This window comes from Rhodoferax sp. MLSD5-FHT05B10 (assembly GCF_058793415.1).
On sequence record NZ_JBXAFT010000007.1, the window covers coordinates 83053 to 99328 of the forward strand.

Annotated in this window: 17 protein-coding genes; 4 read left to right on the forward strand and 13 right to left on the reverse strand. The window is 60.9% G+C overall.

Features of this window, described 5'->3' with window-relative positions; genetic code table 11:
* Positions 1 to 52 precede the first annotated feature (52 nt).
* From AC1Q5W_RS12645 to AC1Q5W_RS12700, 12 genes are all read right to left on the reverse strand, one after another.
* Positions 53 to 769: an RNA polymerase sigma factor FliA gene (locus AC1Q5W_RS12645; protein ID WP_492644966.1), complete on the reverse strand. Its 717-nt coding sequence runs from the start codon at positions 767 to 769 to the stop codon at positions 53 to 55.
* Positions 769 to 1575 (reverse strand): hypothetical protein, encoded by an 807-nt coding sequence (locus AC1Q5W_RS12650; protein ID WP_492644967.1) that lies wholly within the window; start codon positions 1573 to 1575, stop codon positions 769 to 771. The genes AC1Q5W_RS12645 and AC1Q5W_RS12650 overlap by 1 nt, the downstream gene beginning before the upstream one ends.
* Positions 1568 to 3001, reverse strand: coding sequence for a flagellar biosynthesis GTPase FlhF (flhF, locus tag AC1Q5W_RS12655; protein WP_492644968.1), 1434 nt, complete (start codon positions 2999 to 3001; stop codon positions 1568 to 1570). Before flhF ends, AC1Q5W_RS12650 begins: the two co-directional genes overlap by 8 nt.
* On the reverse strand, positions 2998 to 5079 hold the full coding sequence (gene flhA, locus AC1Q5W_RS12660; RefSeq protein ID WP_492644969.1) for a flagellar biosynthesis protein FlhA: 2082 nt from the start codon (positions 5077 to 5079) through the stop codon (positions 2998 to 3000). Before flhA ends, flhF begins: the two co-directional genes overlap by 4 nt.
* Positions 5076 to 6230, reverse strand: coding sequence for an EscU/YscU/HrcU family type III secretion system export apparatus switch protein (locus AC1Q5W_RS12665; protein ID WP_492644970.1), 1155 nt, complete (start codon positions 6228 to 6230; stop codon positions 5076 to 5078). Before AC1Q5W_RS12665 ends, flhA begins: the two co-directional genes overlap by 4 nt.
* Before the next feature lie 94 nt (positions 6231 to 6324).
* Entirely contained in the window at positions 6325 to 6978 is a 654-nt protein-coding gene (locus AC1Q5W_RS12670; protein ID WP_492644971.1) for a protein phosphatase CheZ, read from the reverse strand.
* Between the two features lie 2 nt (positions 6979 to 6980).
* Complete coding sequence (gene cheY, locus AC1Q5W_RS12675; RefSeq protein ID WP_492644972.1) at positions 6981 to 7370, reverse strand: chemotaxis response regulator CheY; 390 nt, start codon at positions 7368 to 7370, stop codon at positions 6981 to 6983.
* Between the two features lie 60 nt (positions 7371 to 7430).
* Positions 7431 to 8375: a flagellar motor protein MotB gene (motB, locus tag AC1Q5W_RS12680; protein WP_492644973.1), complete on the reverse strand. Its 945-nt coding sequence runs from the start codon at positions 8373 to 8375 to the stop codon at positions 7431 to 7433.
* Between the two features lie 18 nt (positions 8376 to 8393).
* A complete protein-coding gene (gene motA / locus AC1Q5W_RS12685) occupies positions 8394 to 9254 on the reverse strand; it encodes a flagellar motor stator protein MotA (protein ID WP_492644974.1) in 861 nt (286 codons plus the stop codon).
* 218 nt (positions 9255 to 9472) lie between these two features.
* Entirely contained in the window at positions 9473 to 10009 is a 537-nt protein-coding gene (gene flhC / locus AC1Q5W_RS12690) for a flagellar transcriptional regulator FlhC (protein ID WP_492644975.1), read from the reverse strand.
* Between the two features lie 26 nt (positions 10010 to 10035).
* The gene (flhD, locus tag AC1Q5W_RS12695) at positions 10036 to 10362 is read right to left on the reverse strand and encodes a flagellar transcriptional regulator FlhD (protein ID WP_492644976.1); all 327 of its coding nucleotides are present in this window, start codon (positions 10360 to 10362) and stop codon (positions 10036 to 10038) included.
* A gap of 352 nt (positions 10363 to 10714) precedes the next feature.
* Positions 10715 to 11515, reverse strand: a complete 801-nt coding sequence (locus AC1Q5W_RS12700) for a flagellin N-terminal helical domain-containing protein (RefSeq protein WP_492644977.1) — start codon at positions 11513 to 11515, stop codon at positions 10715 to 10717.
* Between the two features lie 342 nt (positions 11516 to 11857).
* Between AC1Q5W_RS12700 and AC1Q5W_RS12705 the strand changes: the two genes are divergently transcribed.
* The 4 genes from AC1Q5W_RS12705 (at position 11858) to AC1Q5W_RS12720 (ending at position 15009) form a co-directional block, all read left to right on the forward strand.
* Positions 11858 to 12655 carry a flagellin N-terminal helical domain-containing protein gene (locus tag AC1Q5W_RS12705; protein ID WP_492644978.1) on the forward strand — a complete coding sequence of 266 codons (798 nt, stop codon included), beginning with the start codon at positions 11858 to 11860 and terminating at the stop codon, positions 12653 to 12655.
* A gap of 132 nt (positions 12656 to 12787) precedes the next feature.
* A complete protein-coding gene (gene fliD, locus AC1Q5W_RS12710) occupies positions 12788 to 14194 on the forward strand; it encodes a flagellar filament capping protein FliD (protein ID WP_492644979.1) in 1407 nt (468 codons plus the stop codon).
* A gap of 82 nt (positions 14195 to 14276) precedes the next feature.
* On the forward strand, positions 14277 to 14696 hold the full coding sequence (gene fliS, locus AC1Q5W_RS12715; protein ID WP_492644980.1) for a flagellar export chaperone FliS: 420 nt from the start codon (positions 14277 to 14279) through the stop codon (positions 14694 to 14696).
* A 13-nt stretch (positions 14697 to 14709) separates the two neighbouring features.
* Positions 14710 to 15009: a flagellar protein FliT gene (locus tag AC1Q5W_RS12720; protein ID WP_492644981.1), complete on the forward strand. Its 300-nt coding sequence runs from the start codon at positions 14710 to 14712 to the stop codon at positions 15007 to 15009.
* Positions 15010 to 15049: 40 nt separating this feature from the next.
* Here the strand turns inward: AC1Q5W_RS12720 and fliB are convergent, their stop codons facing one another.
* The gene (gene fliB, locus AC1Q5W_RS12725) at positions 15050 to 16273 is read right to left on the reverse strand and encodes a flagellin lysine-N-methylase (RefSeq protein ID WP_492644982.1); all 1224 of its coding nucleotides are present in this window, start codon (positions 16271 to 16273) and stop codon (positions 15050 to 15052) included.
* Between the last annotated feature and the right edge of the window lie 3 nt (positions 16274 to 16276).

Below are 16276 nucleotides of genomic sequence, written 5' to 3' on the forward strand. Positions count from 1 at the left end.
CGCGGGCTGCCGGGATGGCAGCCCGTTCATCCCGGTTTCACGCCATTGGTATTTAATGTGAGCGCATCTTGGCCCGCAGGCGGGCGATGGACTGGCTGTGCAGCTGGCACACGCGGGACTCGGTGATATCGAGCACGGCTGCAATTTCCTTGAGATTCATGTCCTGCTCGTAGTACATGCTCATGATGTACTGCTCCCGCTCGGGCAGGCCCTTGATGGCTGCCACCAGGGATTCACGCAGACGCTGGTCGCGCAGCATGTTCATGGGATCGGCGTCGCTGTCGGCGACATGGCGGTCCAGGAAGGTGTCGTCGTCTTCGTTGCCCCGGCTCATGTCTTCCAGGTACACCAGTTGGGTGCCCCGCACCTTGCCCAGCAGGCTCTGGTAATCTGCCAAGCTCATGCCCAGTTCGGTGGCGATTTCCGACTCGGCCGGGCTGCGGCCCAGGCGGTGCTCCAGGCGCCGCAGAACGACTTCAATGTCTTTCTGGCTTTTGCGCGAACTGCGCGACATCCAGTCATTTCCCCGCAATTCGTCAAGCATGGCGCCCCGAATGCGCTGGGTGGCAAAAGTTTCGAACTGCACGCCCTGGGAGGACTCAAAGCGGGACAGGGCATCAGACAGGCCGATCAACCCTACCTGGATCAGGTCGTCCACTTCCACGCTGGGTGGCAACTTGGCCATCATGTGGTGGGCCAACCGGCGCACCAGTGGTTGGTATTGCTTGATCAGGGCGGTGCGATCCAGCTGCCCTTTGGCTGTGTACATCAATGGCTCCCTGCAAATGGATCATCAGCGTGCAGATGCACCCCGCCCGCTTCGGGCAATGTGGTCAGAAAACCGTTTCGCAGGGGCATGGCATTTTCCAGCAGACGCAGGGCCAGGCCCTGGATTTTCCGGCACGGGGGCTCCTCGTCGGCGGGTGCTGCAATGTTGATGGCCTTCACGTCGTAACCCAGAAAGTTCTTGGCACACTCGCTCAGGCTGGTCGCCATGGCCCCTGAGGCGATGACTTTGGCTGGACGGTGTTCCTGAATCATATTGACAATGGTAGGCTCTAGTTTGCCATTGATCAACAGACGCTTCAAAGCCACGTAACCCGTCAGCAGCGAGGACTTCATGGACGACATGGCCAGCAGGGGTTCAATGCCGGTTTCTCCAACCAAGGGCACCAGCCATTCTGCCGGGCTGTAAACGATCACCACACCGTCATGCCGGAATAACTGGCCCAGCTGGCGCAGGTTTTGTTGCCGGCGCGCTGGCACCGCGCATAAATTTTGTATGCCCCTGCCGGCCGGCAGCACGGTCCAAGCTGGGGTGTCGAGATCCTCATCCTCGTGCCAGTACCGGTCGTCCAGCATCTGGTCCAGGCCGGGGTTGGTTTCGGTTTCGTAGGTCGTGGCATCCAGAACCGTGACCGAGTAACCAAAGTCCACCAGCGCCAGGCAGAGCCGCCACAGCAGGGGCAGCTCGGCCTGTTCGTCACCATGGCTGACCATGGCCAGCATCTGGGGGCCCGCATGGGGCGTCAGTGCCAGCAGCCCGGCCGCCTGGTTGAGGGTGTGCTCAAGCATCCAGGCGTCCTCTGGCAGAAACGTGCCCTGCGGGCTGGCTGAAGAAAAAGCCGAGATCGCTGGCCTTGGGGTCGTACGCGGAGTTGCCAACGGTGCGCATGGACATGCGAATGAGCTTGGAGGCGTTGGCGGCTTCCCAATCTTCGGGGACGCGCTGGCCGGTGGTCACGCCGCGCAGCACCAGCTGGTGCCGGATGGCCACGTCAATGGCGGGGCCCAGTTTGACCGCTTCGTCGATCTTGGAAAGAATGGCTTGCGGTGCGCCGGTTGACTTGAAGGAGGTCACCGCATCGTCCAGCGTGTCGCCGTGTCCGCCCGCGTTGAGCACCAGCAGGCGCTTCACATCGGGCAGGTCCAGCAGGTCCAGCAGTTCGCGCTTGCGTGGGTCGCGGGGCGCCAGTCCAGTGGTGTCGATGAGGACCATCTTCTTGCCGGACAACAGGCCCAGCAAATCCTGCAAGGCGGCCCGGTCGTGGGCCAGATGGGCAACCACGCCCAGCATCTTGCCGTAGGCGCGCAGCTGTTCGTGGGCACCCACGCGGTAGGTGTCCAGTGTGATCAGTCCCACGCTGCCAGGGCCATGCACCTGCGCGCACAGGCCGGCCAGCTTGGCGGCGGTGGTGGTCTTGCCAACACCGGTGGCGCCGATGAGTGCGTAGGTGCCGCCTGCTTCGTGCAGGGCAGGGCCTTCGGCGTCGGTCTTCAGGTTGCGTTCCAGCACGTCCACGACCCAGCGCACGGAATCCGGTGCGGACAGGTCTTCCGGCATGCGTTCCAGAATGGTGCGTGCCAGATTGGGGGAGTAGCCAGCGCGGATGAGCTTGAGCATCAGGTTGGACTGGATCGGGTTCTGACGTGCCTGGCCCAGCCACGTGAGGGTATTGAAACGGTCCTCAATCAGCTCCTTCATGGCATGCAGCTCGTCCACAATGCCCTGCGGCACGCTGGCTGTCTGGATGGGTGCCGCGGCGGGCTTGCGTGCAGCTGCCGCCTTCGGGGCCGCCGGGGCGTTGTCCTGCAGGGGCTCGGCGGCAATGATGCGTGGACGTTCCTTGGCGACTTCGCGCGCGGGGCTGGGTTCGGCCTGTCCAGTGGTGGATTCATGGCGGCGGCGCAGCATGCGCTCACGCACGTAGTCCTGGAAGGACAGGGTGCTCATGGCCAACTGGGCTGCGTCCTCTTCCACCTTGCTGGCGACTTCCTGGTAACTGGGCGTGCCGGCGGAGGTGTGCTTGCCGGACGATTTCTGGCCCGCAGCACCCTGGTGGTGACCCAGCGAGTCCAGCGTGTCTTCGGCCGTGGCAACTACTTCCACCCCGTTTTCGGTCGGGCGGTTGGACAGGATCAGGGTTCCCTCGCCAAAGGCCATGCGTGCCTTGGCGAGAGCTTCGCGGGAAGTGGCGGCGGTAAAGCGTTGAATGTTCATGATGTTGCGCCTCTGAGAATCGGGCCAATGCGGATGGTGTGGGTTTCAGGAATCTCGCTGTGGGCAAGAACCTGCAAGCGGGGGGCGACGCGGCGCACCAGGCGGGCAATCGCGCTGCGGATCTGATCGGGCACCAGCAAACAGGCGGGGACACCCACTTCTTCCTGTTTCATAGCGGTTTCGGCGGCGTGCCGGCTCAACATGTCGGCCACGCCAGGGTCCAGGGCCGGGCCTGCGGCATTGCCCAGGGCTTGCACCAGCAGGCGCTCCAGACCCGGATCGATGGCGATGACATTGAGTTCGCGGGTCGGGCCATAGATTTGCTGCACGATGGCGGGCGAGAGGGCCACCCGCACCCGGCGTGCCAGTTCGGCGGGGTCGGTGGTGGAGGTGGCGTGTTCGGCAATGGACTCGATGATGGTGCGGATGTCGCGGATGTGCACCGACTCGTCCAGCAGCAATTGCAGAACCTTTTGGAAGACCGCGATCGAAACCATCTTGGGCACGACTTCTTCGATCAGCTTGGGGGCCAGTTTGGCAACGTGTTCCACGAGTTGTTGGGTCTCTGTACGACTGAGCAGTTTGGAGGCTTGAACTTGCATCAAGTGTGACAAATGGGTCGCCATCACAGTCTCGGAATCAACCACGGTAAATCCGGCCATTTGCGCGGCTTCCTTCTGGCGTTCGTCGATCCAGTGGGCCGGCAAGCCAAATGCCGGGTCGGTGGTTGCCGTGCCGATGAGGGGGGTGGTGATGCCGCCCGGGTTGATGGCCAGGTACATGCCGGGGAAGGCCTCGCTCTCGCCCACGATGACGCCGCGCAGCGTGATGCGGTAGCCGCTGGGCTTGAGTTCCAGGTTGTCACGCACGTGGACGGCGGGAGGCAGGAAGCCCACTTCCTGCGCAAACTTGCGGCGCACGCCTTTGATGCGGGTGAGCAGATCGCCTTGCCGATTTTTGTCGACCAGGGCAATCAGGCGGTAACCCAGTTCCAGGCCCAGTTGGTCCACCGGCTGCAGGTCGTCCCAGGATGCCTCGCCGTCCGTGGCCGGGGCCGGGGCGATCGAAGCGGGGTCGACGGGGGGGGGCTTGTGCGCCAGCACCCAGGCGCCGTAAGCCAACACCGAGGAGATGGTCAGGAAGACGAAATGGGGCATGTTGGGAATGACGCCCAGGATGAACATGATGGTCGCTGTGATGCCCAGCACGCGGGGTGACACGAACATCTGTCCGATGATCTGCTTGCCCAGGTCGTGGTCCTTGCCCACCCGCGACACCACCATGGCTGCAGCCACGGAGATCAGCAAGCCCGGAATCTGGGCCACCAGTGCGTCACCGACCGCCAGCAGGATGTAGGTATTGGCGGCCTGCGACGCCGTCAGGTCGTGCTGCAGGATGCCGACGGCGAAGCCGCCAAAGATATTGATGAGCAAAATCAGGATGCCCGCAATCGCGTCACCGCGGACAAATTTGGACGCACCGTCCATGGAGCCGAAGAACTCCGCTTCCTCGCCCACCTCGGCACGCCGGCGCTTGGCTTCCTTTTCGTCGATCAGGCCGGCGTTGAGGTCGGCGTCCACCGCCATCTGCTTGCCGGGCATGGCGTCCAGGGTGAAGCGTGCCGACACTTCGGCGATGCGCTCGGAGCCCTTGGTCACCACCACAAAGTTGATGACCACCAGGATGGCAAAGACGATCAGGCCGACGGCAAAGTTGCCGCCGATCAGGAAGTGGCCAAAGGCTTCAATCACGGCACCGGCCGCGCCGGCGCCGGTATGTCCTTCCAGCAGCACCACGCGGGTGGAGGCAACGTTGAGCGACAGGCGCATCAGCGTGGTGAGCAGAAGCACGGACGGAAATGCGGCGAAATCCAGTGGCCGGATCATGTAGGCCGCCACCATCATGACCATCAAGGCCACGGCGATGTTGATGGTGAAAAAGGCATCGAGCAGGATGGGGGGCAGCGGCAGGACCATCATGGCCAGAATCGCCACCACCAGCATGGGCGCCGCGGCGCCCTGTACTAGTCCGGCGTTGTTGCCATACCATTGCTGCAGGGATTTCAGTTGTGCGTTCATGCTGTGGCAGCCTTGACGGTTTTAGACAGGGGGTCGAGCTCGGGCGGGACAAAGGGGTGCGGCACTTCACCCGGCATCGGGCCATCGCCGCGCATGGCGGCGCGCAGCTTGTAGACATAGGCCAGAACCTGCGCCACGGCGGTGTACAGGCTGGAGGGAATGTCCTGGTCAAGCTCCGAATTGGCGTACAGCGCCCGTGCCAGCATGGGTGACTGCAGTACGGGAATCGCGTGGTGCTTGGCGATGTCGCGGATCTTCATGGCCAGCAGGTCTGCCCCCTTGGAGATGACCTGGGGCGCGCGCATGGTCTTCTCGTCGTAGCGAATGGCTACGGCAAAGTGGGTGGGGTTCATCACCACGAAATCGGCCTTGGGTACGGCGTTGACACTGCTTTTTTGAGCCAGTTCGCGTTGCCGTTGGCGCATTTTCCCCTTCATCTGGGGATTGCCGTCGGACTCCTTGCCTTCCTGCTTGACTTCCTGGTGGGACATCTTGAGTTCGCCCTTGTGCAGGAACATCTGCAGAGGCACGTCCAGCATCGCCGCCACCAGCAGCACCAGCAGCAGCAAACCCATGCCAGAGATCAGCCATTCGGTCAGATGCTTGATGGCAGAGGTGGAGGGTTGCAGCAGCAACGACGCCACGGTCTGCAGGCCGGAGTTCAGGAACACGGCAGCGATGGCAAACAGGATGACGGTCATCAGCGTCATCTTGGCCACGGACAGCAGCTTTTTCTTGGTGAACAAGTTCCCAAACCCGGCGAGCGGGTTCACGCGGCTGAAGTCGGGCATGACGGGCTTGAGGCTGTTGACCCAGCCACCCGATGCAACCGATGCCGCCACGGCAGCCAGGGTCACGATGGTGGCGAAAGCGGCACAACCTGCCAGGCCGATGGAGCTCGCATCGGCCAGACGGGTCAGCATGCTTGCGGTTTGCCGCACGGAGGCTGCATCAAAGGACAGCTGCTGTCCCATGCTCTGCTGCAGGCGATCAAACAGTACGGGGGCCAGCACCAGCAGGCCTGCCGTACCAGACCCCAGCACGGCCAGGTGCTTGAGGTCTTCGGAACGGCTGACCTGACCGTCCTCGCGCGCTTTGCGGAGTTTGCGTTCGGTGGCCGGTAGGTTGCGATCTTGACTGCCTGATTCCATGGTGGCGGGACTTTAGTGTTGCCACCATTGTCGCGAGCGCCCCCGGAAACTAAAGGCTGATAAGGGGGGAAATACCCCCTTTAATCCAAAAGGTCTAGAATCCCAGGCTGGCCAGCAGGTCGTCGACCTGGGATTGGTCCGTCACCACGTCGGGATTGTCTTGCGGACTGACGACCGGACCATCCAGCGCCGGAACGTATTGCGCATGCGGAGCCGGGGCCTTGACGGCCGCTTCCGGCGGGGCGGTCTGGATCAGCAGCAGCAGCAGCTGTTCTTCAATGTTGGCCGCCAGGTTGACCACCTTGGCAATCACCTGCCCCGTGAGGTCATGAAAGTCCTGTGCCATCATGATTTCGGTCAGGTGTCCGTCGACCTTGTTGCTGGCCTGCTCGACATCGGTGATGAAGTTCATGACATGGCCCTTGGCCACGGCTGCGACCGGATCCTTGACGATCAGGGCGCCGATGCGGCGCGTTTCGGCCGCAATGTGGTCGTGCTGGGCTTTGGCCTGGTCCACTTGGTTGAGAACCCTTTCCGCAGCCTGGCCGGTCAGCCGAGCAATGTAGGACAGGCGGCTTTTGGCATCGGGCAGCTCTCCGGCCCAGCCTTTGACCTTCTCGGTCAGGCCCAGGCCGTTCAGGGAGTCGTGCAACTGGCGAGTCAGGATGCCTAACTGCTGATGGACATCCGGGGGCGTGGTGGTTGGCGAAGCCGAGGGCGCTGCAGCAACCGGATCTTCTTGCAGCATGTCTATTTCAATCCCAGCTTGGTGATGATGTGGTTGACCTTGTCTTCCAGGGTCGCCTTGGTGAAGGGCTTCACGATGTAGCCGGCCGCGCCTTGCTGTGCCGCCAGCACGATGTCTTCCTTGCGGGCTTCGGCCGTCACCATCAGCACCGGCAGGTGCTTGAGTTTCTCGTCTTTCTTGATCTCGCCCAGCAGCTGGAAGCCGTTCATGTTGGGCATGTTGATGTCACTCACCACGAAATCGAAATTGCTGTTGCGCAGCTTGGCCAGCGCCGCCACACCGTCTTCGGCTTCGTCTGCGTCGGCATAACCGCTCTCCTTGAGCAGGTTGCGCACAATGCGCCGCATGGTGGAGAAGTCATCAACGATTAAAAAACGCAATTCTTTTGACATGGATTACCCTTTCCCGGGCGATTTTTGTATGTAAGCGAGTATGACCGTATTTTCGCAGACTCAAGAGGGTGACTTTGCCGGTGCCGCGGTCTGGGGGAGGACGGTTTCGCCTTCCCCTTCCACCGGGATGTGCCGGCTGCTCAGAAGGCGTTCTTCCGCCTCCCGGGTCATGACCAGTATGCTGATGCGCCGGTTGCTGGGACTCAAGGGGTTGGCAGGGTCCAGCAATGTGCTGGACGCCATGCCGACCACACGGGCCAGCTTGTCTTCGGGCATGCCGGCGGCGGTCAGTTCCCGACGGGACGCGTTGGCCCGGTCAGCCGACAGCTCCCAGTTGCTGTAACCGCGGGCCGCGTTGGCATAGGCCGCCCGGTCGGTGTGGCCGTCCAGGCTGATTTTGTTCTCGACATCCAGCAGTGCGATGCCGATTTCGCGCAGGATGTCGCGCATATAGGGTTTCACGGTGGCGCTGCCGCTGTCAAACATGGGGCGTTTCTGGTCGTCCACGATTTGGATCTGCAAGCCGTCTGGCGTGATTTCCAACCGGATCTGGGAACTGAATTCGGACAGCCTCGGGTTGTTGGAGATCACCCCGGCGATCTTGGCGCTCAATGCCGCCAGTTTCTTGGCGTCGCGTTTGGCCACCTCGACCTTGGTTTGGTCGCCCGACATTTTCTTGGCCGTGCGGTCGTTGCCGTCGCCGCGCCGCGACTGACCGGCGGTCTGCGTCAGGTCGTTGCCGCCGCCCATGATGACGCTGTTGCTGGCACCGGTGCCCGGGCCGCCTTGCATCGCCACCTTCAGGGGGGATTGGAAATAGTCGGAAAGTCCCTTTTTGTCGCCCTCTGAGGTGCTGCCCAGCAGCCACATGAGCAGGAAGAACGCCATCATGGCGGTCACAAAATCGGCGTAGGCAATCTTCCAGGCACCACCATGCGCCACGTGGCCCTTTTTCTTGACCCGCTTGATGATGATGGGTTGGAGTTTTTTCGAGTCTCCGGCCATGTTTACCCTCCCATGGCCCTACTTCTTGCCCTTGACGTAGCTTTCCAGCTCGAGGAAGGTTGGGCGCTCCGTGGAATACAGCACCTTGCGGCCAAACTCGATGGCGGTCGCGGGGTTGTACCCTTGCATGCTGGCCAGCAGGGTGGTCTTGATGCACTGCAATTCCTTGCCGGCATCCTCCACCTTTTGCTCCAGAACGCCGGCCAGTGGCTCGGCGAAGGCGTAAGCCAGCAAAATCCCCAGAAACGTGCCCACCAGCGCCGAGGCGATCATGCCGCCCAACACCGCGGGCGGTTGTCCTACCGACCCCATGGTGTTCACCACGCCCAGAACCGCCGCAACAATACCGAACGCCGGCAATGCGCCCGCGACGCGCTGCAGGGCGGCAACCGCCGCGTGCTCTTCCGCGTGGTGGGTTTCGATTTCGCTGTCCATCAGGGACTCGATCTCGTGCGCGTTGAGGTTGCCGGAAACCATCATGCGCAGGTAGTCGGTAATGAATTCCACGACGTGGTGGTCGCTGCCGACGGTGGGGTATTTCTTGAACAGATCCGATTCTTCGGGCGTTTCCACGTCCTTTTCAATGGCCATCAGGCCTTCCTTGCGGGCTTTTTGCAGGATGTCGTACATCAGGGCCATCAACTCCATGTACCGGGCTTTGGTGTATTTGCTGCCCTTGAAGCACGCGCCAATGCCCCGCATGGTGGCTTTGACCACCTTCATCTGGTTGTTGGCCAGGAAAGCGCCCACGGTGGCGCCGCCAATGGTGATGAGTTCGAACGGCAGCGCGAGCAACAGCACCATGACATTTCCGCCGTGGAAGACGTACACGCCAAAGACGCAAACCAGAACGATCAGCCAACCGATGATTACAAACATGGGAGCATTGTGACAGCCAAGCCAGCGGCTTTAAGGGTTGAAGAGGGTGGCTTTTCAGGGCCTCAATCCATCATATCGACCCAATCGGGGGGCTCTTGAATTTTTATGCAACAGTCACGGCCCGCTGGGTTGAGGCCATGGTTTTGCCCCATTTTTGGGGCGAAAATGGGCTGTAGATGCCTTCGTTGTTGCGTGGATAGCTATGAATTTCGTAGCGATCAGTGCAGCAGGATTCCGCCTGTTGTGGCTCCTTTGCCCGCACGGGCCGGTGGTGTGCACAGGCCGCATTCGAAATGGCGGGAGTTCTCGTAGGCCTCGCTCACGAAATGGCCGCCGCATTTGGAGCACTTGGTCATGGACAGCATGTTGTTGTCGATGAACTTCACCAGGCGCCAGGCGCGCGTAATGGTCAGCAGGGGCTCCACGCCACAGGCAGCGATCTGCTCGGTGTACAGCCGGTAGGCCTTCATGATGGCCTCGATGTCTTCCATGGCACTGACCTTGGTCAGGTACTCGTAGGTGTTCTGGAACAGCGAGGCATGGATATTGGGCTGCCAGGTCAGGAACCACTCGGTGGAAAACGGCAACTGGCCTTTGCTGGGCGAGCGTCCGGCGACTTCCTTGTACAGGCGCAGCAGTCGTTCGTACGACAGGTCGGTCTCGCTCTCCAGAACCTGCAGGCGGGCGCCCAGCTGGATCAGCGCGACGGCGCGTTCAACTTGCTTGGAATCGTTCAGTACGCTTTTGGTGGCCATGGTGGTGCTCCGAATGGGGGTGGGTCTTACATGGCTTCGGCAAAACGGCCGGCCATCAGGATGCTGGCGTGCAGCTTGGTGGTGGCATCGTTGTCGACCTTGCTGGTGGTGTGGTTGGTCAGCAGGTTCCACACGATGTCGTCATCCACCCGGAAGCGGCACAGCAGCATGTTGCCGGAAGCGATCTTGAGGATCTGTGCCGGCGACAGCGTGCTGATCAGTTCAGCGGCGTCTTCGGACATGCCCAGACGGAAGAGGGCCTCGGCCCGGTCCTGGCGGATCAGGTTCTGGGCCAGCATCAAATAGGTCATGTTGGCTTCCCGGATTGCAGTCAGCATTTGCTCGTTGGTCATGTTGGACTCCAGACGTAATTCGTTGAATTGAACGGTGTTTGGGGGCCAATTGCCTTGCCGTTCACCATGGAATGGATTCTGGAAGTCCGCGTGCAAAACTTGAATCAGCGTTTGGATGTAAGCGCTGTAAGCCTGCGAGCCGGCGCGTGTCAGGCAAATTCCTACACGCCTGTCGGGAGCGGTAGCGATGCAGCTTGATGCCCCAGAGGGCGTGGCCTGGCGATCGCGGGTAACAGCCGACCGAGAAAAGCAAAACGGTTACATCCTGGCGTTGGTCCGCCAGCATGTAACCGTTTGGGAGAAGGGCCGGCCCTCAGGGGAGGCGGCCGTGCGCAGGGGCCTGCGCCGGTGCTTATTTCAGCAGGGCCAAGACGCCTTGGGGCATCTGGTTGGCCTGGGCCACCATGGCTGTACCGGCCTGCTGCAACACCTGGGCGCGCGACAGGTTGGCAGTTTCCTGGGCGTAGTCGGCGTCCATGATGCGGCCATGGGCTGCTGCCGAGTTTTCGGCGCCCACGCGCAGGTTGGCGATCACCTGCTCAAAGCGGTTCTGGGAAGCACCCCAGGTGGCACGCGTGGAGGTGATGGCATTGATGTCGGTATCCAGTGCAGTAATCTGCGCGGCTGCATTGGCGTTGGTGCCGCCCAGGGTGGTGGCGGTCAAAGCAGTTGCACCGACGGTGACATTGATGGTGTCACCGTTGTTGGCGCCCACCTGGAAGTCGGCGTTGACGGCGCCCAGAACGGGCGTGCCGTTGAACTTGGTGGTGCCAATGATGCGGGTGTTTTCTGCGGCCAGCAGTTTGTACTCCTGGTCGAGAGAGCCAATGTCGGTGGCGTTGTTGGTACCGTTGGCGCCCTGCACGGCCAGTTCACGCATGCGCTGCAGGTTGTTGGAAATCGCGCCCAGTGCGCCTTCCGCCGTCTGCGCCATGGAGATGGCGTCATTGGAGTTGCGGATGGCCACATTCATGCCGCGGGTCTGGGTGTCCATACGCTCGGCGATGGCCAGGCCGGCGGCGTCGTCCTTGGCGCTGTTGACGCGCAGACCCGACGACAGGCGCTGCATGGACGTCGTCAGCGACAGTGCCGAGGTAGACAGGTTGCGTTGCGCATTCAAGGAAGCAACGTTGGTATTGATAGCTGAAGACATGTGAAACTCCTTTTAAGCTGAAAGCTCGGGTTGATTCCCGGTTGGTGTCAGCTCAGTCGCCGACTTGGGTACACGGTCAGCAAATTGTGGAGAAGATCCCGCAGCCTGTAAGGCCGATAAAAAGGCGTAAACCCGGCTATTTCCGGTGTTTAAAACGCTGATTTTTTATTTCGGCCTCAAGTTTTGATGGGGAGGGTCGAAAACAAATCCAACGGGTTCTGATTCAGGGGCTCGTCGTCCGACAGGTGCCTGGTGGCAGGTTCTCCGGACATGGCGACCAGCCTTGGGGTTGGCATCAGGATGGGCAGCAATGCCGATTTTTCAGCTTTACAGGAGTTTCACATGTCTGCTATCAATACCAACGTTTCTTCCTTGAATGCGCAACGCAACCTGTCCAATTCGGGTGTGTCATTGGCAACTTCCATGCAGCGCCTGTCTTCGGGTCTGCGTGTGAACGGCGCCAAGGACGACGCCGCCGGCCTGGCCATCGCCGAGCGTATGGACGCCCAAACCCGCGGCATGAATGTTGCCATCCGCAACGCCAATGACGCCATCTCCCTGTCGCAGACAGCCGACGGTGCACTGGGCGCGATTTCCAACAACTTCCAGCGTATGCGTGAACTGGCCGTGCAGGGCGCCAACGGTACCAACAACGCCTCGGACATCGGTTCTCTCGACCAGGAATACAAACTGCTGGCCGCAGAAAACACCCGTATCATCGGCGCCACCAAGTTCAACGGCACAGCCCTGTTGAGCGGTTTCAACGCCGACTTCCAAGTGGGCGCCAACGCTGGTGACACCATCAACATCACCGTGGCAGCGACTGCACAGACCGCTACCACCCTGGGTGCAACCACAGCAACCGCCTCGGCACAAATCACGGCACTGGATACGGACATCAACAACCTGACCAGCCAGCGTGCTACCTGGGGTGCTTCCCAGAACCGTTTTGAAGGCGTGGTGGCCAACTTGCGTGTTGGCGCAGAAAACTCTGCCGCATCGCATGGCCGTATCGTTGACGCGGACTATGCTTCGGAAACCGCCAACCTGTCGCGCTCGCAAGTGTTGCAGCAAGCCGGCACGGCCATGGTGGCCCAGGCCAACCAGATGCCCCAAGGTGTCTTGGCTCTGTTGCGTTAATTCACAGAGGGCCGCCATCCCGGGGGGAGGCGGCTAGGCGCTCTGTTCGCGGCGTGTGACATGGGTCCGCGCCGCTTTTTGTCGTTTTGGAAATGGCGACTTGGCGGTATAAACAGGTCTTAGGAGACGATTATGGCAATTTCATCAGCGGGTATTGGGAGTGGACTGGACGTCAACAGCATCGTCAGTCAACTGGTTGCCATTGAAAAGCAGCCGCTGACGGCCCTGCAGACCAAGGCGAACAATTATCAGGTTCAGTTGTCGATGTACGGGACCATCCAGTCGCAGGTGTCTGCGCTGGGGGATGCGGCCGCGGCATTGGCCAACGCGCAAAACTGGGCCGCCCAGAAAGCCACGTCTTCGAACACCTCCGCCGTGACGGTGACGGCCAGCTCAACGGCCGTGTCGACGGCGTTCAGTCTGGATGTCACGCAACTGGCGCGCGCGCAAACCACGGCGTCGCAGAATGTGGCTGTGGATTCCACGTTGGGGACATCGTCGGACAACGGCACCCTGACCATCAACCTGGGGAGCTGGGCCACGGGGTCTTTTGCCGCCGGGACCGGTTCTGTGGCCGTATCCATCAATGGTGCGGATACCTTCACGACCATTGCGAGCAAGATCAATGCGGCCAACGCCGGCGTGACCGCCACCGTGTTGCGCAGTGGCGGCCAGGAGCGGCTGTCTTTTCAGTCCAGCACCACGGGTGAGGCGGCCGGATTCCAGATCACGTCCAGTGGTTTTACCGCCCTGGACAGCCTGTCTTTTACCAGCCAGGCGGCAACGGCGTCTGCCACTGGTATGCAGTCCAGCCAGACAGGCCTTGACGCCCAAGCCAAAATCAACGGCGTAGCGATCACTTCAGCGACGAATACCCTGACCAACGTGGTGCCGGGGCTCACCCTGCAGTTGGCGCAGGTGACCACATCGCCGGTGCAGGTCACGGTGAGCAACGACAAGGAAGCGATTCAGAAGAGCATTCAGGCGTTCGCGGATGCCTACAGCGCCTTGAATCGGACCATTGCCGCCGACACCAAGTATGTGCCGGGTGGCACGTCGGGCGCCTTGCAGGGCGACTCCACCACGGTGGGGCTGCAAACGGTGATGCGCAACATACTGGGCTCCAGCAGCGTGGGTTCCACGTTCTCGCGCCTGTCTGATATCGGCCTGGAACAGCAAACCGACGGCTCCCTCAAGCTCAACACGACCAAGCTCGGTACCGCGATGGCGGACATGACCAATCTGCAGAAGCTGTTCACCACCGATAACTCCAACAGCGCCACGAACGGCTTTGCCCTGAAGTTTAGGGATGTGGCCAAGGGGCTTGTCGCTGCCGGTGGCACGGTGACCAACAAGGCAGCCGCCATCCAGGGGGCTATCAACCGCAACTCGGATGAGCAAGACCGGGTCACTGCAAGAGCGGCGAATGTGGAGAAGCAATTGCGTGCGCAATACTCGGCACTGGATGCGCAGATGGCGCAGATGACGGCTTTGAGCTCTTACGTGACGGCTCAGCTGGCGCAGTGGAACAAGGCATAAGACAAGTTGGTCACGAAACACACTTGAGTTTCTCCGATGGGTGCCGATACAACATATATCAAGCACACAAGAGGGATTCAAAATGTACACATCCGTTAGCATGCGATCTGCAAATGCATACAAGACCATTGGCGTAGAGACTGCTGTGTCGGGCGCCGATCCGCACCAACTGGTGGGGATGTTGTACGAGGCGCTGCTGCAGTCGCTGGGAACCGCCAAATTGTGCATGCAGGCCAACGACATTGCCGGCAAGGGGCAGGCGATTGGACGGGCGGTCCGGTTGCTGGAAGAGGGACTCAAGGCCGGCCTTGACGCCAAGGGTGGTGAGCTGGCTGGCAATTTGCGCGGCCTGTACGACTATTGCATCGTGGTCTTGTCCGAGGCCAATCTGTATACGAACTTGCAGAAGGTGGACGAGGTGATCAGTCTGATTCAGCCCATTGCGCAGGCGTGGACGCAGATTCGGCCCGAGGTGGCTGCAACGCCCCGGGCGGCTTCGTAATCGGGAGATTGACATGCCACAAGTGTTGATGGATTACTACAAGGCCATTGAAGACAGCAGCCGCAAGATGTTGGCCGCAGCCCAGTCCGAGGACTGGGAGCAAGTGGTTCGTTTTGAAGGTGTCTGCGCTGTTTTGATTGAACAGTTGCGCATGAAGGGCCGCACGGAAGAGTTGCTGCCCGAGCAGCGCAGCGAGAAGACCCGCATCATGCAGCGCATCTTGCTGAATGACGCACAGATTCGGACGTTGGCAGAGCCTTGGGTGATGCAACTGGATGCCGACGCTGAAGGCGCCAGACCATTGCTGCACTAAGTCGATGGAATACGGGCTGCTGCGGCAGCCCGTATTCCATTCAGAGAAGCGCGTACAACCTGTCCAGCGTATCCCAGTTGGCGCCCGCCAGCACGCGTTCCGCGTGCTTTGCGAAGGTATCGCTGTGCTGGTAAATGCGACAAAACACCTGCACCACCTGTACCATTTGGGTCTCGTCGAGGGAGGTGTTGTGCGCTGCGGCGGTGGCCGCCAGCATCAGGCGCACGATGCCAAAACGGGTCAGCAGCTGGCGGTAGTTGAAAAGGGCTGTTGACTGGTTCCAGGGGAAGGTTTCGCGTAGCAGGTCGTTGAGCAGGTAGCGTGTCAGTATCCCTTCTGCGGTCGTCCCGTCCGCATGGAGTAGGCCCAGCCCCCGCAGGTAATGGGACTCCAGTGACGCGGCGCTTGGAGCCGTGCCATTTGCATCCAGCCCCAGTCCCTGGCTGACCCAGGCCAGCACGGTTTGCTGGTTGGCAGATCGGCCTGCACTCAGCGGCCGTCCGAACAGGATGGAAAATACGCCGGCCGCTATCGAAGACTGCTGGGCAAGCTGGCGGACCGTTGCCTGGATGGAACCGTTTTCAATGGATGTGGCCAATTCCTCCAGTACCTGGTGGACCCGATGCTGGGTGCCAGATGCCGCGAGCTCGTCCAGTTGGCTGCATAGCCACCCCAAGACCGCCAGGCGCTCCACATTGGACAAGGTCGGCGTCTGAAAGAGTTGGATGGCAAAGGCGCGTACTTCACCCATGGCAAAGAAATCAAAACCATGGATTGCCGGCGTGATGGCCATAGCGCTCTGCCGGACGCTGAATTCGGCAGCGGTAAACTCAAAAGCGTCTTCTTGGGTGAGGGCCAGGCGTGCGGCTTCGGGACATGACAGGGTCAAGCTTTGCTCTACGCGGTCGCCAAACTGGACAACCGCGCGGGGATAGACGTGGCAGGTGTCCGATAGCGCATCTTCGCCCAGGTTTTTCTGGATGGCGCACAGGCGGTCGTCGGAGAGCATGACGCAGCGCATTTCGGGCGTGCAGGTGTTGATCCGACCATGGTTGGGGTACGAGTTTTTGTCTGCTTGTACCAAATAGGTTTGAAAGAGCGGCTTGAGCGCGGGGTGGGTTACGCGCCGGTAGTCTCTGAAAGTCTCCCGGTCAATGGGAACTTGCCAGCCAGCGCAGCAGGTGTCAGGGCAGCTGCTGCCGGTGCAGTGAAACTGCGTGACATACCTGGGCACCAGCATGGTGGTGGTCAGTTTCTTTTTCATGGC

What these genes read in the sequence shown, in the direction of transcription:
- fliS (WP_492644980.1), top strand. Translation starts at nt 14,277, where the DNA reads ATGTACACATCCGTTAGCATGCGATCTGCAAATGCATACAAGACCATT.
- motA (WP_492644974.1), bottom strand. Translation starts at nt 9,254, where the DNA reads ATGTTTGTAATCATCGGTTGGCTGATCGTTCTGGTTTGCGTCTTTGGC.
- flhD (WP_492644976.1), bottom strand. Translation starts at nt 10,362, where the DNA reads ATGACCAACGAGCAAATGCTGACTGCAATCCGGGAAGCCAACATGACC.
- AC1Q5W_RS12645 (WP_492644966.1), bottom strand. Translation starts at nt 769, where the DNA reads ATGTACACAGCCAAAGGGCAGCTGGATCGCACCGCCCTGATCAAGCAA.
- AC1Q5W_RS12665 (WP_492644970.1), bottom strand. Translation starts at nt 6,230, where the DNA reads ATGGAATCAGGCAGTCAAGATCGCAACCTACCGGCCACCGAACGCAAA.
- fliB (WP_492644982.1), bottom strand. Translation starts at nt 16,273, where the DNA reads ATGAAAAAGAAACTGACCACCACCATGCTGGTGCCCAGGTATGTCACG.
- AC1Q5W_RS12700 (WP_492644977.1), bottom strand. Translation starts at nt 11,515, where the DNA reads ATGTCTTCAGCTATCAATACCAACGTTGCTTCCTTGAATGCGCAACGC.
- AC1Q5W_RS12650 (WP_492644967.1), bottom strand. Translation starts at nt 1,575, where the DNA reads ATGCTTGAGCACACCCTCAACCAGGCGGCCGGGCTGCTGGCACTGACG.
- motB (WP_492644973.1), bottom strand. Translation starts at nt 8,375, where the DNA reads ATGGCCGGAGACTCGAAAAAACTCCAACCCATCATCATCAAGCGGGTC.
- AC1Q5W_RS12705 (WP_492644978.1), top strand. Translation starts at nt 11,858, where the DNA reads ATGTCTGCTATCAATACCAACGTTTCTTCCTTGAATGCGCAACGCAAC.
- flhC (WP_492644975.1), bottom strand. Translation starts at nt 10,009, where the DNA reads ATGGCCACCAAAAGCGTACTGAACGATTCCAAGCAAGTTGAACGCGCC.
- flhF (WP_492644968.1), bottom strand. Translation starts at nt 3,001, where the DNA reads ATGAACATTCAACGCTTTACCGCCGCCACTTCCCGCGAAGCTCTCGCC.
- AC1Q5W_RS12670 (WP_492644971.1), bottom strand. Translation starts at nt 6,978, where the DNA reads ATGCTGCAAGAAGATCCGGTTGCTGCAGCGCCCTCGGCTTCGCCAACC.
- cheY (WP_492644972.1), bottom strand. Translation starts at nt 7,370, where the DNA reads ATGTCAAAAGAATTGCGTTTTTTAATCGTTGATGACTTCTCCACCATG.
- AC1Q5W_RS12720 (WP_492644981.1), top strand. Translation starts at nt 14,710, where the DNA reads ATGCCACAAGTGTTGATGGATTACTACAAGGCCATTGAAGACAGCAGC.
- flhA (WP_492644969.1), bottom strand. Translation starts at nt 5,079, where the DNA reads ATGAACGCACAACTGAAATCCCTGCAGCAATGGTATGGCAACAACGCC.
- fliD (WP_492644979.1), top strand. Translation starts at nt 12,788, where the DNA reads ATGGCAATTTCATCAGCGGGTATTGGGAGTGGACTGGACGTCAACAGC.